Here is a 15102-nt window from a genome sequence, read left to right as displayed (position 1 = left end):
ATATTGAATGTGTATACGCGACGAAATTTTTACGACTTCTGTAAGGTGGATCAATGAAAATCAAAAAAGTCACGAAAGCCGTTTTTCCCGTCGCTGGAATGGGAACGCGCTTTCTGCCGGCAACAAAGTCGATCCCGAAAGAGATCATGACCTTGGTTGACCGTCCCCTTATCCAATACGCGATTGACGAGGCACGGGCGGCGGGCATAACTGAATTCATCTTTGTCACGTCGCGCGGGAAATCCGCGCTGGAAGACTATTTTGACGTTGCCCCGGAATTGGAGGCATCGCTGCGCAAATCCGGCAAGACCGCCCTGCTGGAGGTGTTGAAGGCCAGCAATATGGACAGCGGCGCAATTGCCTATGTCCGCCAAAATCGCCCGATGGGACTGGGCCATGCTGTCTGGTGCGCCCGCCGTCTGATTGGCGATGAGTCCTTTGCCGTTCTATTGCCTGATGATGTCATCGCCGCAGAAAAACCCTGCTTGCAGCAGATGGTTGAAGCCTATGCAGAAACCGGTGGCAACATGGTCGCAACCATGGAAGTGCCGCGGGAAAAAGCGGGCGCCTATGGCGTGCTGGATATTGCCGATGATATGGGGGCGATTGTGCGGGCAAAGGGCATGGTGGAAAAACCAAAGGCCGAGGACGCCCCATCCAATCTTGCCGTGATCGGCCGTTACATTCTATCGCCGAAAGTTCTGAATGATCTTAACACGATGAAACAGGGTGTTGGTGGCGAGATTCAGTTGACTGACGCGATTGCCCAGCAGATCCATGAAGAGGATAACGTTTACGGTTATCGTTTTCAGGGTCAACGTTATGACTGTGGCTCCAAAGCCGGGTTTTTGCAGGCGACGGTTGCCTTTGGCCTTGCCCGCCCCGAGTTTCAGGCAGAGTTTGGCGCGTATCTTCATGAATTGGTCGCCCAGCAAAAAGCTGCGCAATAGGCCATGGCCCCTCCGGCCCGGTTGCTTGATCTGACGCGTCTGCTTTCGCGCATAGGCAAAGGGCAACCGACCGGAGTGGACAGGGTAGAGACCGCCTACCTTGGGCAGCTCCTTGCCACCGGGGTGCCGGTTTTTGGCCTGATCCGCAGCCAGCTTGGTTACCTATTGCTTGATCGCGCGGGGATGGCCGCTTTTCAGGATATGGTCCTCGGGGGCATCCCCCTTCCCCGTGCAGATATGCGATCACGCTTGACGCAACGTAAGGACCCGACGCGCGCCAGAGCAGAGACCGCCGCGCGCCGTTTCGCCGTCGCGCGTGCGCGCCAAGGGCGTTTGCGGCAGATGTTGGGATTGCATCTTCCGCAGGGGTTTTCCTATATCAATGTCGGTCATTCCAATTTGACAGATCCGGGCCTCATGGCGATCAAGGCTGCGGGTGGCACCGTTTCGGTGCTGCTCCACGACACAATACCCTTGGACCACCCGGATTTCACCCGCGCCGGCACCGTACAGGGTTTTGAGCGCAAGCTTGCAGCAGCAGCCACCCATGCGGATCTGGTGATCCACACGGCTAGGGCGACGCGCGTCCTTACAGAACAGCATCTGTCGCGTCACGGCCGCATACCGGCGGGCATAGTCGCGCCTTTGGGTATTCCCCCGCCTGATCCTTCTCCAGTCGCACCACGTGACAAGCCATATTTCGTAACGCTTGGAACGATTGAACCACGCAAGAACCACAGTTTCCTGCTGGACCTATGGGAGGACTTTCACCGCAGCCTGCCCGAACAGAGCATTCCCGACCTGTTGATCCTTGGCCGTCGTGGCTGGGCTGATAAGGCGTTTTTTCAGCGTCTTGATGCGCTGCCCTGTCTGAACCGTACCGTGTTCGAGATCCCGAACCTGCCCGACAGAAATGTCATGGGCCTGCTCGCAAATGCGCGGGCGCTTTTGTTTCCCAGCCATGTTGAGGGCTATGGCCTGCCCCCGCTTGAGGCGGCCAGCCTTGGGGTTCCGGTGATCCTGCCCCCTCTGCCGATCTACTTTGAAACATTGGGGGATTACCCCGTTTACCTCACTTTGGGGGATAGATATTCTTGGCAAGAGGCAATCATCGGCTTGATGGACCGGGGTGGCATAGAACGGACCGAAGAATTGGCACCAAAGACATTACAACACCCAACACCACTAATCCCGCGATGGGAAGACCATTTCAACACTGTCTTAAACATCGCTTGATAGCAGTTAATGTGCAGACGGTCGCAAACACATAAGGCAGATCGACCCTTTGGAAGGTAACGTGTGAGTATTGTGTCTCGATATCGGTTACGACTCGCCCGCAAACGCTGGCTGTTTCGTGCATTCCGCAAAAGGCGTGAATTGATATCGGTTACCAAACGCGTAAAGGCAATCAAGCCTGCCGATATCTTGCTTTTCTCAACACTTCGGAATGAACGTGCCCGCCTGCCCTATTTCCTGAAATATTATCGGGGATTGGGCGTCAACCATTTTCTGATCGTCGATAATGAGAGCGATGACGGATCGCATGACTACCTTAAGGCGCAGCCGGATGTCTCTTTGTGGCGCTCGGCGCACAGCTACAAACGCGCGCGGTTCGGCGTGGATTGGCTGAACTGGCTGCAAATGCGGTATGGGCACGGCCATTGGACACTGGTGGTCGATCCGGATGAATTCTTTATCTACCCCTTTTGCGATACCCGCCCCTTACGCGCACTGACAGATTGGCTTGATGCGTCCTCTATAAAAGCGTTTTCCGCCATGTTGCTGGATATGTATCCCAAGGGGCCAATAAACACGCAAGCCTACACCGAAGGGCAAAATCCGTTTGAGATCCTGCAATGGTTCGACAGCGGCAATTACACAATCTCGCGCAACAAGGACTTTGGCAACCTGTGGATACAGGGCGGCCCGCGCGCGCGCGTCTTTTTTCCCGATGCGCCAGAGCGTGCGCCTGCGTTGAACAAAATCCCTCTGGTGAAATGGCACTGGCGATACGCCTATGCCTCCTCTACCCATACGCTGCTGCCGCGCGGGCTGAACCTTGTCTATGACGAATGGGGCGGTGAAAAGGCAAGTGGCTGTCTGCTACACGCCAAATTCCTTGATAGTTTCGCCACCAAGGCAGAGGAGGAGATGACGCGCAGACAGCATTACGCCAATAGCCATGAGTATACAGCCTATAAGGCCGCGCTAGAGGATAACCCAGATTTATGGTGCAAATGGTCTGAGAAATATATCAACTGGCGACAGCTAGAGATTTTGGGCCTGATGTCCAAGGGAAACTGGGCATGAGCATTGGCATCATCATGCTGTGCCACACCGCGTTGGACCGCGCGGCGCAGGTCGCGCGGCATTGGGCCAATCACGGCTGCCCCGTGGTGATCCATGTCGACAAACGCGTCACTCAAGCGGAATTCAACGCATTCCGCGCCTCCTTGTCTGGCCTTGCCGATATTCGATTTTCCGGGCGCTACGCCTGTGAGTGGGGAACCTGGGGGATTGTGGCCGCCACGCAATCCGCAGCACACATCATGTTGCAGGACTTCCCCGGTGCCAACCATATCTATCTTGCCTCCGGCTCTTGTTTGCCGCTGCGACCGGTGCGCGAGCTTGTTACATATCTTGACAGCCGACCCCGCACCGATTTCATTGAATCGGTCACGGCCGCAGATGTCGGCTGGGCGATTGGCGGGTTGGATTCGGAACGTTTCACATTACGGTTTCCGTTTTCCTGGCGCAAACACCGCCGCCTGTTTGACGGCTACGTCCAGCTGCAACGGCGGGTCGGGTTCAAACGGAAAATCCCTGCGGGCATCGTGCCACATTTTGGTAGTCAATGGTGGTGCCTGACGCGCCAGACACTCTCTGCAATCCTGAACGATCCCGAGCGGGCAAAAGTCGACAGCTACTTCCAACGGGTCTGGATACCCGATGAGTCCTACTTTCAAACACAGGCCCGGCGTTTTTCAACACATATCGAAAGCCGTTCCCTGACGCTGTCAAAGTTCGATTTTCAGGGAAAGCCGCATGTTTTCTATGATGACCATTTGCAATTGCTGCGTCGATCTGACTGCTTTGTTGCGCGCAAAATATGGCCCCATGCAAAAGAGCTTTACCGTGTTTTCCTGACCAAAGGTCCGGAACATAAAACATCGACCGAGCCCAACCCCGGCAAGATTGACCGCCTTTTTTCACGGGCGATAGAGCGCCGCACCAAGGGCCGCTCGGGTCTTTATATGCAAAGCCGCTTTCCCAATGAAAACTGGGAAAATGGTAAAAGCGCGTCGCCCTATTCGGTGTTTGAAGGGTTTTCCGACCTCTTTGAAAATTTTGAGCCTTGGCTCAGCAAAGTAACCGGAACACGCGTGCATGGTCATCTCTTCTCGCTTGAACGGGTGGAATATGCAGGCAGGGAAGCTGTCTATAACGGCGCGATGCCCGACTCTGCCGCAATCCGCGACTACAACCCCAGAAGTTTCCTGTCGAACCTGCTGTGGAATACGCGGGGGGAGCGGCAATGTTTCCAATTTGGACCTACCGACAATCAGGCAATCAACTGGCAACTTGCCAAGGACCATAATGCAACCATCTCGGTTATATCGGGGGCTTGGGCGGTGTCCTTGTTCAAATCCGACATGAACTTTGCCGACATTCTAAAAGAGGCAGCGCGCCTCCAACGGTTTGAGCAAGAGCACCTCACCATTTTGCAAAGCCCTTGGACCAAGGCGCGATACCGCATATGGACGCTGGCAGAATTTGTTGAAAACCCGATGGAGCCTTTGCAAACCCTTGTGGATGAAATCCGCCCCCGTGCGTTGCGCCGCCTGAACGAGGCGCCGCGCATGGCCGATCTTTCTGGATTCGGCCAATTCCTGCAAGACCTGCGCAATCAGGGCATGCAGCCAATGCTGATGGGGGATTTTCCGGTTGACGACAGCATAAAACCAAACGCCACCCGCAGGGGTCGGCCCTATCTGTTAAGGTAGCGCTTTGAGACAACCATTTGACAGCTTTGTCCTGCTTGCGGAAATGCGCACCGGCAGTAATTTCCTTGAGGCAAACCTCAACGCGATGCCTAGGGTCGCCTGCTATGGTGAGGCGTTTAACCCACATTTCATCGGCAAGTTGAACCAAGACGAAGCTTTCGGGGTCACCTTGGCCCAGCGAGAAGCTGATCCCCTGCTGCTGTTGCAACAGATGCGCGCACAGACCGAGGGGTTGTCCGGCTTCCGGTATTTTCACGACCACGACCCACGGGTGCTGCCCGCTGTGCTATCCGATCCGCGCTGTGCAAAGGTGATCTTGACCCGCAACCCTGTGGAAAGCTATGTCAGCTGGAAAATCGCACAAGCCACCGGCCAATGGAAACTGACACAGGCAAAGCGTCTGAAAACAGCCAAGGCGTATTTTGATGCAACCGAATTTTCTGACCATCTGGCACAATTACAGGATTTCCAGCTCCGCCTGATGCATGGGTTGCAAACCAGCGGCCAGACCGCCTTCTACATCGATTATGAGGATATCAACGACACCGATGTTCTGAACGGCCTTGGCCGGTTTTTGGGAATTGAGGGGACGCTCGCCGCACCGGATGGCACGCTCAAAAAACAAAATCCCGAAGAGATTTCCGATAAGGTCGAGAACTTCGACGAAATGGTCGCCGCCCTTGCAAAGCTTGACCGTTTCAACCTGTCCCGTACGCCAAATTTTGAACCACGGCGCGCGCCCGCGGTCCCCTCTTTTGTGGCCGCAGGTGGGGCGGTTTACATGCCCCTGCGCGGCGGGCCAGAGGATAGCGTCACACAATGGCTAGCCGGTCTGGGACCGCTGACAGGGAATTTCAGCCAGAAGACCCTGCGGCAATGGTTGCGCAATACGCCCAAGCATCGCAGCTTTACCGTATTGCGTCATCCGGTCGCCCGCGCCCATGCCGGATTTTGCAGTCATATCCTGACGGGGGCCTTGCCGAAAATCCGGGAAGGTTTGATCAAAAGCTACAAGATCGCTCTGCCCAAGCCCGGCACGATGATGCCACTTGATGCGCACCGGCAGGCGTTTCTGGATTTCCTGCGGTTTCTCAAACTCAATGTCGCGGGGCAAACCGGCCTGCGGATCGACCCGCATTTTGCCAGCCAAACCGCAGTAATCCAAGGGTTCGCACAATTCCAGGGACCTGATCTTGTATTAAGAGAGGAAAGCCTTGCCATGGGTCTTGGCTTTATCGCAAGCGAGCTTGGCATAGAGTGCCCGCCCCTGCCCTCGGCGCCCGATCCCGCGATGGATATTCTTAGCCAGATTTACGACGAGGAAATTGAGGCCGCGACCCGGGACGCCTATGGCCGCGATTACATGGGCTATGGGTTTGGAAACTGGAAATAGGATCGGGGCCTAAAAATCCAGATCGGCGTAATGGGATGGCGGTGGAAAGCCCGGCACCTGATCGGCCAAAAGCGGGCGGAACGCAGGGCGCGATTTGATTTTCGCATACCAGTCCTTGACGTTATTGGACCGGTTCCAGTCGACATCTGAAATATAGTCCAGACAGCTCAGATGGGCAGCGGCTGTGAAATCAGCGAGGGTCATCACATCCCCGGCAAGCCAGCGCCGTTGATCCAGCAGCCACGCCATATAATCCAGATGGTATTTTATCCGCTGCGCCCCAAGCTTTACCGCCTTGCTATCGGGATAGCCCAGCTTCATTACCTTCTTATTCACGCGCTCATAGACCAGATTGGACGTGACTTCCTTATGGAATTTGTCATCAAACCAAGCACATAGCCTACGCACCTCGAACCGTTCCTCGGCATCGCGCGGCATCAGCGGCGGTGTCGGGTTGGTTTCCTCGATATATTCGCAGATCGCCTGACTTTCGGACAACATCTTGCTGTCCATCTTGAGGATCGGCACCTTACCCGCAGGATTGCGCCGCAAAAACTCGGCCGAAGGTTCCCAATAGCGCTCCTCAACCAGCTCCACTTCCATCTTCTTTTCCGCAAGGGTCAGCCGGACTTTGCGGCAAAAGGGGGACAGGGGGAAATGATATAGACGGTTCATCAGATTGTAGCCTTCAACAAAGACGCCCGGCCTTTTTATCTGCCATTGGGCCTAAAATTCAATCCCGCATCACGCTTATTGCGCAAAACAGGCGGCCCGACCATCACGGCGAATCGTCTCCGCGCCATCGAGGATAGAGGCCGAACGCTTTCGCAACTGTGCTGTGGGATTCTCGGCGTTGCGGGTTTTCGGAGCGGGTAGAACGGCGGCCAGACGCGCCGCCTGCACAGGGGTCAGATCCATCGGCTCAGCCGCGAAATAATGGGCAGCGGCGGCCTTGACCCCGAACACCCCGTCATCAAACTCCGCCACATTCAGATAGACCTCAAGAATACGGCGCTTGGACCAGACCAGCTCCATCATCGGGGTAATCAGCGCCTCGGCGGCCTTGCGCGTATAATTGCGGCCGTGCCACAGGAACACATTCTTCACGACCTGCTGGCTAAGCGTGGAGGCACCGCGATTGCCACCTTCATCAATCGCGGCCCGAATTGCCCGCATGTCAAAACCCCAATGCAGGCAGAAATTCGCATCCTCTGCCGCAACCGCAGAGCGCAGCATGACAGGCGCGATTTCATCCCAATCGGCCCATTCGTGTTTGACACCGCCAAGACGCTGCCCCTCTTGCCACATATAAAAGGTCGTGGGCGGATTGATCACGGAAAACAGCAGCACCCCAAAGAACATAACCGCCACAACCAACAGCGCGGCCCGCATCAACCAGCGCAGAAGCCAGCGCCCCGGTCGCAAGGGTTTTGATTTGGTTTTGGTTTTCCTGCTGCGCTTTGCCATGCCCCGTTAAGCCATGAAGCCAGCCTGCGTTCAAGCCGGAGCAGGGTAAAAATCAGGCCCGGCGAAATGTTCCGCCGGGCCTGAGGTATTATTCCGCCGGTACTGCATCCCGCTCATCACTCAGCGGATGCGGAATATGGGCGAGCATCTCTTTGGGGCAGGCTTGCAGGAAATTCGCCCGCTCATGCGCCCAGTCATTCAGGATCTCCTGACCCTTCAGGCTGCCGGTCTCTGCAACGTGACGTTCGATCAAACCACGCAGCTGCGCTTCCCAATGCGGATTGCTGACGGCACAGGTGACAAGGCTTTCAGGGTTGATGAAATCCTCGGCCACCCCGTCCGGGTCATAGAGATAGGCCATACCGCCCGTCATCCCCGCCCCGAAGTTCGCCCCGACAGAGCCGAGGATAACCGCAACACCGCCGGTCATATATTCGCAACCATTGGTGCCACAGCCCTCGATCACCACCGAAGCGCCCGAATTGCGCACGGCAAAACGTTCACCGGCACGGCCACAGGCAAACAGGTTACCATCTGTCGCACCATAGAGCACAGTATTACCGATGATGGTATTGCGTGACGCATCCAACCTGCTGGACATCTGCGGACGCACCACGATTGTACCGCCCGAAAGCCCCTTGCCAACATAGTCGTTCGCATCACCATACACCTCCAGCTTCAGGCCCCGGGCCGCAAATGCGCCCAACGACTGCCCGCAAGATCCCGAGAGTTTCACCGTCAAGTGATCCTCTTGCAAAGTGTTGCGCATGCCAAAGCGTTTGATGATATGGCTGGACGCCCGCGTACCGATCGTCCGATGCGTGTTACGCACGGCATAGGACAGCTGCATCTTTTCGCCATCCTCAAAGAAACGCGCACCATCGCGGATAATCTCGGCATCCAGCGTATCAGGCACCGCATTGCGCGGCTTGGACCGGTCATAGGTGATCCGCTGCGCACCATCGACAGTGATCAACAGCGGGTTCAGGTCCAGATCATCCAGATGCGCCGACCCACGGCTGACCTGCGACAGCAAGTCCGCACGGCCGATAATCTCATCCAGCGAGCGCACGCCGATAGAGGCAAGGATTTCCCGAACCTCTTGCGCATAGAAGGTGATCAGGTTCACCACCTTATCCGCATTGCCAGTGAACTTCTTGCGCAACTCGTCATTCTGGGTACAGACGCCAACCGGGCAAGTGTTGCTTTGGCACTGACGCACCATGATGCAGCCCATCGCGATCAATGCCGCGGTGCCGATACCGTATTCTTCGGCCCCCAGCATTGCCGCCATCACGATATCGCGCCCCGTACGCAGGCCGCCATCGGTCCGCAGGGTAACCCGTTCGCGCAGGTTGTTCATGCTCAACACCTGATGCGCCTCGGTCAGGCCCATCTCCCACGGCAGACCCGCATATTTGATCGAGGTGCCCGGGCTGGCACCGGTGCCGCCGTTATGGCCCGAGATCAGAATCACATCGGCCTTGGCCTTGGCCACGCCGGCCGCAATCGTACCAACGCCCGAACTTGATACCAGTTTCACCGTCACCTTGGCACGCGGGTTGATCTGTTTGAGATCATAGATCAGCTGTGCCAGATCCTCGATGGAATAGATGTCATGGTGCGGCGGTGGTGAGATCAGCGTCACCCCCGGCGTCGAGTGGCGCAGCCTTGCGATCAACTCGGTAACTTTCATCCCCGGCAACTGCCCGCCTTCGCCCGGTTTGGCCCCTTGCGCGACCTTGATCTCCAGCTCTTCGCAGGCATTCAGATATTCCGCCGTCACGCCAAAGCGGCCAGAGGCGACCTGCTTGATCTTGGCCGAAGGGTTATCCCCATTGGCCTCGGGCAGGAAGTGCGCCGGATCTTCGCCGCCCTCGCCGCTGTCGGATTTGGCGCCGATGCGGTTCATCGCAACATTCAGGGTTTTATGCGCCTCGGGAGAGAGCGCCCCCAGCGACATCCCCGGCGTCACGAACCGTTTGCGGATGGAGGTGATGCTTTCCACTTCCTCGATCGGCACCGGCTTGGCCAAGGATTTGATCGCCAGCAGATCGCGCAGGTGGATCGGCGGATTGGCCTGCATCGCGGCGGAGTATTGCTTCCACAGATCAAAGCTGGCGCGATCACAGGCCGATTGCAACATATGCATCGTCTGCGCTTCCCAAGCGTGTTTTTCGCCTGATTTCCGCGATTTATAGATGCCGCCGATTGGCAGAACCTCTGCCCTGCCAAGCCACCCGCGTGCGTGGACCTCTTCCAGCTTGTGCTGGATGCCGGAAACGCCGATGCCGGAAATCCGGCTGTGCATGCCGGGGAAATATTCCGCAACCATCGCGCGCGACAGGCCGACGGCCTCAAAGTTCAGCCCCCCACGATAGGACGACAAAACCGAGATCCCCATCTTGGACATGATCTTGAGGAGACCCGCATCAATCGCCGCACGGTAGCGCGCCATCGCCTCGGTCAAGCTACCTTCGATCAGATTGCGCGAAATGCGGTCGGCGATGCTGTCTTGTGCAAGATAGGCGTTCACAGTGGTCGCGCCGCAGCCGATCAACACGGCGAAATAATGCGGGTCGATACATTCGGCCGAGCGCAGGTTCATCGAACAAAACGTCCGCAACCCTTTGCGTGTCAGCCAACTGTGCACAGCACTTGTGGCCAAGATCATCGGCATCGCCACGCGGTCCGGCCCTTGGTGTTCATCCGTCAAAACCAGGTGGCCAGCGCCCGAACGCACGGCATCTTCGGCCTCGGCACGGATCCGTTCCAGACCCTCACGCAGGGCATCCGGGCCGGTGGGGAAGGTACAGTCGATCACCGATACCGTCGCGCCAAAATGGTCCATCATCGCGTCAAATTCGGCATTGGCGATGAACGGGCTTTCAAGCAGCAGAATCTCGGTCTGGCTGCTGCCTTCATCCAGCACGTTTTTCAGGTTCCCGAAACGTGTTTTCAGGCTCATCACCCGGCTTTCGCGCAAGCTGTCGATGGGCGGGTTGGTGACCTGACTGAAGTTCTGCCGGAAGAAATGCGACAATGGCCGGTAAACCGACGACAGCACCGCGGCAGGCGTATCATCCCCCATCGAGGCGATCATCTCTTTGCCATCCTCGGCCATCGGGGCCAGAACCTGTTCCAGTTCTTCAAGTGAATAACCGGCCGCGATCTGGCGCTTGCGCAGCTCGGCACCGGTAAATCCGGCATGTTCAGGCAGGTTGATCAGATATTCATTCAGCTCCACCACCTTTTCAATCCAGTCGCCAAAGGGCTGGGCAGAGCCAGCTTATCCTTGAGCACGCCGTCGTGGTAAAGCTTGCCTTCCTGCATATCGACGGCAATCATCTGACCCGGCCCAAGCGCGCCTTTTTCGCGCACATTGGCCTCATCCACCGGCACCATGCCCGCCTCGGAGCCTGCAATCAGCAAACCATCGCCGGTGACGACATAGCGCATCGGACGCAAACCGTTACGGTCAAGCCCGCCGCAAACCCAGCGGCCATCGGTCATCGCCAACGCCGCGGGGCCGTCCCATGGCTCCATCACCGCGTTGCAATAGGCATACATATCGGCCCAAGCCTTGGGCATATCGGTTGTGGTTTTGCTCCACGCCTCAGGCACCAACATGGTCTTGGTAAAGGGCGCGTTGCGCCCCGAGCGTACCATCACCTCAAACACCGCATCCAGCGCACCACTATCCGAGGCACCCGCCGGAATGATCGGTTTGATATCATCCGCCATATCGCCAAACGTAGCAGAGGCCATGCGGATCTCATGGCTGCGCATCCAGTTTACGTTGCCCTTCAGGGTGTTAATCTCACCGTTATGGGCCAGCATGCGGAACGGCTGGGCCAACCACCACTGCGGGAAAGTATTGGTCGAATAGCGCTGGTGGTAAATCGCAAAGGCAGACTCAAAACGCTCATCCATCAGGTCGGGATAGAAAACCGCAACCTCCTCGGCCAGCATCATGCCCTTATAGATGATCGAGCGGCACGAGAGGCTGCACAGATAAAGCCCGCCGATCTGGGCCGCAGCGGCCGCTTTTTCGATACGGCGGCGGATGATATAAAGCTCACGCTCGAACTGTTCTTCTTCTATGTCCTGATCGCAACGAATCAGGATCTGTTCGATCTCGGGGCGGGTGGCGTTGGCCTTTTCGCCCAGAACAGATGTTTCGACCGGCACATGGCGCCAGCCATAAATCCTGTGGCCCATGCGCAAAACTTCGGTTTCGACAATAGTCCGGCACCGTTCCTGCGCGCCGAAATCCGTGCGCGGCAAGAAAACCTGACCGACGGCAATCATCTTGGTGGTGTCGGGTTCATGCCCCGTTCTGCGCACTTGGTCATAGAAGAATTCGACCGGGATCTGCACATGGATCCCCGCGCCGTCACCGGTTTTGCCATCGGCATCAACAGCCCCGCGGTGCCAGATCGCCTTGAGCGCGTTAATGCCGTTTTGCACGACTGCGCGGCTTGGCTTCCCCGAGATGGAAACGACCAGCCCGACCCCACAAGAGGCGTGCTCATCCTCGGATTTATACAGGCTATTTGCGTCCATATAGGCGCGTTTCGCTTCCTCGGCAGCAACCCAGGCAGCATCGTAAACGGGGGAGTTTGTCATTGGTTTTGCTCCGTCAGAAAAATTACAGGTGTCGCTTTACGCGTCTTCATCATCCATTTCGTCCAGCATCCGGGCGTAGACCTCATTGGGCGACATCGTCCAGGGGAAGGCCTCCCCTTGGTCATAGGCGCTGCGCCAGATGTGGTAGCTATCCTCAAACACCGCCTCATCGACATAAAACGGGTCTGCCTCCATAAACTCGGCAGCCATGACGACGCCTTGCCAAAAGGGGGCCATCTCGATCACGGGGCTGCCCTCGTCAGCCGCGCGGATCATCAGGCTTAGCACCGGCTCGGCGGCGACGCCCTCAATGTCTTCGGGTTGGTCAACACGGCCCAGCCAGATGACCACAGGGTCAAATCCGTCCTGCTCGCTGGTGTAGAATTCACCGACTTCCAGCTCAACTTCCATCTGCGGGCCCTTTGGCATAGCTGCTTAAAATCGCATCACATTCAAACACCGGCTGGCTGGACAGGAACCCCGGCTCATCGGGAAAGATAAATTCCACCGGACTGCCATCCATGGGCAGATAACCCGCACCCCCATCCCATTCGGATGGACCTGAAAAGAATACCCGCCATTCAGGGTGGATATATTCCCTCCCGCGTGACCGACGCAGCAAATTGCCTGCCGGATCCGTCTCGCTATATTCAAACTCGGTTTCCAGCAGGGAAATCCCGTCAATCTGTACCGATGCGCCCGTCAAACGGTCAAAGCCACGCACGCGGCTCTGTTCGCCATTGTCACGGCTCAGGTTAAAGGCATAGCTGTCCAGCCCACCCAAAAGCTCGGTGAAAGAGGCGGGATCTTCGGCCCCCGGGTCCAGCGTTTGCCGGACCATGGGGTTTACCTCATAGCTTTCGACCCATTGGCCCTCAAAATCCACGCGGCTGACAAAAAACAGCCCCTGCTGGTCAAAATCTGCGCGCCACTGGTCGCCCGACGGATCCTGACTACAGGTGTAATAATTTGAGACACGGCACGACCGCGACTGAACGGTCAAATAGGCGCTACAACCCGCAGGCGGGTTGAATGACCCCGCAGCCGCCCCCGTCGGGGCCGCCACAAGACAAATCAGCGCTAGGATCTGACTGCGCATATCAACACCTTTCCGTTTGACTAGACAATGGGTTTAACCATTGTCATGGCTACTCTGCCGCGACGATCTGTTCCTGCGAGATATAGGCAAGCATCGACGCCGCCGCCTCACGCCCGTCACGGATTGCCCAGACCACAAGGCTGGCACCGCGCACGATATCGCCCACGGCATAAACGCCGGGCAGATTGGTCGCATGGGTTGCAAAACCGGCCTTGATCGTGCCCCAGCGGGTCACTTCCAACCCAGGCTGATCCCAGAGGGTCGGCAGGTCTTCGGGTTCGAAGCCCAGTGCCATGATCGCCAGATCGGCAGGCTCGATATAATCGGCACCCTCGATCACCTCAGGGCTTTGACGGCCCGTGGCATCCGGCGCGCCAAGGCGCATCTTTTGCACCATCACGCCCTCAACCGACTCACCGCCGGTAAAGCCTTTTGGCGCGGCAAGCCAAACAAAGTCGACACCTTCCTCTTCGGCGTTCTGGGTTTCACGCTGGCTGCCCGGCATATTCGCCTTGTCGCGGCGATAGAGGCACTTCACGCTGACGGCCCCTTCGCGGATCGCCGTGCGCACACAGTCCATCGCCGTATCACCACCGCCGATAACCACCACCCGCTTGCCCGCCGCGTTCAGCGTACCATCGTCATAGGCAGGCACATCATCGCCAAAGCTCTTGCGGTTGCTGGCGGTCAGAAACTCCAGCGCGGGGACAATCCCTTTTGCGCCGACACCCGGCACGGGCAGGTCGCGGGCCTTGTATACACCAGTCGCGATCAGCACCGCATCATGCCGCCCCCGGATCGCGTCAAAGGTCAGATCCCTGCCAACAGTGCAATTCATCACAAACTGCACGCCTGCCGTTTCCAGTTGCTCTACGCGCTGCATCACGATGGGCTTTTCCAGCTTGAAGCCGGGAATGCCATAGGTCATCAGCCCCCCCGCCCGATCATAGCTGTCGTAAACCGTGACCTGCACACCCGCGCGACGCAAGACATCCGCAGCCGCCAGACCGCCCGGCCCGGCCCCGATGATGCCAACGCTTTCGGTGCGTTCCTGTGCTGGTTTGATCGGCTTGACCCAGCCGTTTTCCCAAGCCGTATCCGTCAGGTACTTTTCAACCGCGCCGATTGTCACCGTGCCGTGGCCCGATTGTTCAATCACACAGTTGCCTTCGCAAAGCCGGTCTTGCGGGCAAATGCGGCCGCAAATCTCGGGGAAGGTATTGGTGGCTTGCGACAGCTCATAGGCTTCTTGCAGGCGGCCTTGGGCAGTCAGGCGCAGCCAGTCGGGGATATTATTGTGCAAAGGGCAATGCGACTGGCAATAGGGCACGCCACATTGGCTGCACCGCGCGGCCTGCTCTGCCGCTTTGTCAGCGGCATATTCGCGGTAAATTTCATGAAAATCCTGGGAGCGTAGATCAGGTGGGCGCTTTTCAGGCATCTCACGGGCAACCGTAACGAAGCGAAGCATTTTTTCCTGGGCCATGAAGGCGCCTCCCTGAAGAATTTAGGTCAGGGTGTCGTGATACTGCGCTGGCCAATAAATTAAAAGTCAGCAAT

The 15102-nt window shown here is 57.3% G+C and carries 10 protein-coding genes and 1 pseudogene; 5 read left to right on the top strand and 6 right to left on the bottom strand.

The genetic code is table 11. The features are described 5' to 3' along the window. Positions 1-53: 53 nt before the first annotated feature. The 5 genes from galU to AKU94_RS12095 all read left to right on the top strand — a co-directional run bounded on the left by galU (position 54) and on the right by AKU94_RS12095 (position 6347). The gene (galU, locus tag AKU94_RS12115; protein WP_050527515.1) at positions 54-950 is read left to right on the top strand and encodes a UTP--glucose-1-phosphate uridylyltransferase GalU; all 897 of its coding nucleotides are present in this window, start codon (positions 54-56) and stop codon (positions 948-950) included. Between the two features lie 3 nt (positions 951-953). Next, positions 954-2186 (top strand): glycosyltransferase, encoded by a 1233-nt coding sequence (locus AKU94_RS12110; RefSeq protein WP_050527514.1) that lies wholly within the window; start codon positions 954-956, stop codon positions 2184-2186. 63 nt (positions 2187-2249) lie between these two features. Next, positions 2250-3260 (top strand): glycosyltransferase family 2 protein, encoded by a 1011-nt coding sequence (locus tag AKU94_RS12105; protein ID WP_050527513.1) that lies wholly within the window; start codon positions 2250-2252, stop codon positions 3258-3260. Then, entirely contained in the window at positions 3257-4954 is a 1698-nt protein-coding gene (locus tag AKU94_RS12100) for a DUF5927 domain-containing protein (RefSeq protein WP_050527512.1), read from the top strand. Before AKU94_RS12105 ends, AKU94_RS12100 begins: the two co-directional genes overlap by 4 nt. Before the next feature lie 4 nt (positions 4955-4958). Beyond that, positions 4959-6347: a nodulation protein NodH gene (locus AKU94_RS12095; protein ID WP_157056533.1), complete on the top strand. Its 1389-nt coding sequence runs from the start codon at positions 4959-4961 to the stop codon at positions 6345-6347. A 9-nt stretch (positions 6348-6356) separates the two neighbouring features. Here the strand turns inward: AKU94_RS12095 and fzlA are convergent, their stop codons facing one another. From fzlA to AKU94_RS12065, 6 genes and pseudogenes are all read right to left on the bottom strand, one after another. After that, entirely contained in the window at positions 6357-7022 is a 666-nt protein-coding gene (gene fzlA, locus AKU94_RS12090; protein WP_050527510.1) for an FtsZ-binding protein FzlA, read from the bottom strand. Between the two features lie 75 nt (positions 7023-7097). Then, positions 7098-7814, bottom strand: coding sequence for a monofunctional biosynthetic peptidoglycan transglycosylase (gene mtgA / locus AKU94_RS12085; RefSeq protein ID WP_050527509.1), 717 nt, complete (start codon positions 7812-7814; stop codon positions 7098-7100). Positions 7815-7902: 88 nt separating this feature from the next. Continuing rightward, a pseudogene (gltB, locus tag AKU94_RS12080) lies at positions 7903-12443 on the bottom strand (glutamate synthase large subunit). A 36-nt stretch (positions 12444-12479) separates the two neighbouring features. Then, on the bottom strand, positions 12480-12854 hold the full coding sequence (locus AKU94_RS12075; RefSeq protein ID WP_050527508.1) for a hypothetical protein: 375 nt from the start codon (positions 12852-12854) through the stop codon (positions 12480-12482). Beyond that, positions 12844-13542: a hypothetical protein gene (locus tag AKU94_RS12070; RefSeq protein WP_050527507.1), complete on the bottom strand. Its 699-nt coding sequence runs from the start codon at positions 13540-13542 to the stop codon at positions 12844-12846. The genes AKU94_RS12075 and AKU94_RS12070 overlap by 11 nt, the downstream gene beginning before the upstream one ends. A 49-nt stretch (positions 13543-13591) precedes the next feature. Then, the gene (locus AKU94_RS12065) at positions 13592-15028 is read right to left on the bottom strand and encodes an NAD(P)-dependent oxidoreductase (RefSeq protein WP_050527506.1); all 1437 of its coding nucleotides are present in this window, start codon (positions 15026-15028) and stop codon (positions 13592-13594) included. Positions 15029-15102: the final 74 nt, after the last annotated feature.

Source organism: Pseudorhodobacter aquimaris, assembly GCF_001202025.1.
GTDB classification, from domain to species: Bacteria; Pseudomonadota; Alphaproteobacteria; order Rhodobacterales; family Rhodobacteraceae; genus Pseudorhodobacter; species Pseudorhodobacter aquimaris.
This window is presented reverse-complemented; position numbering and strand designations above follow the sequence as displayed.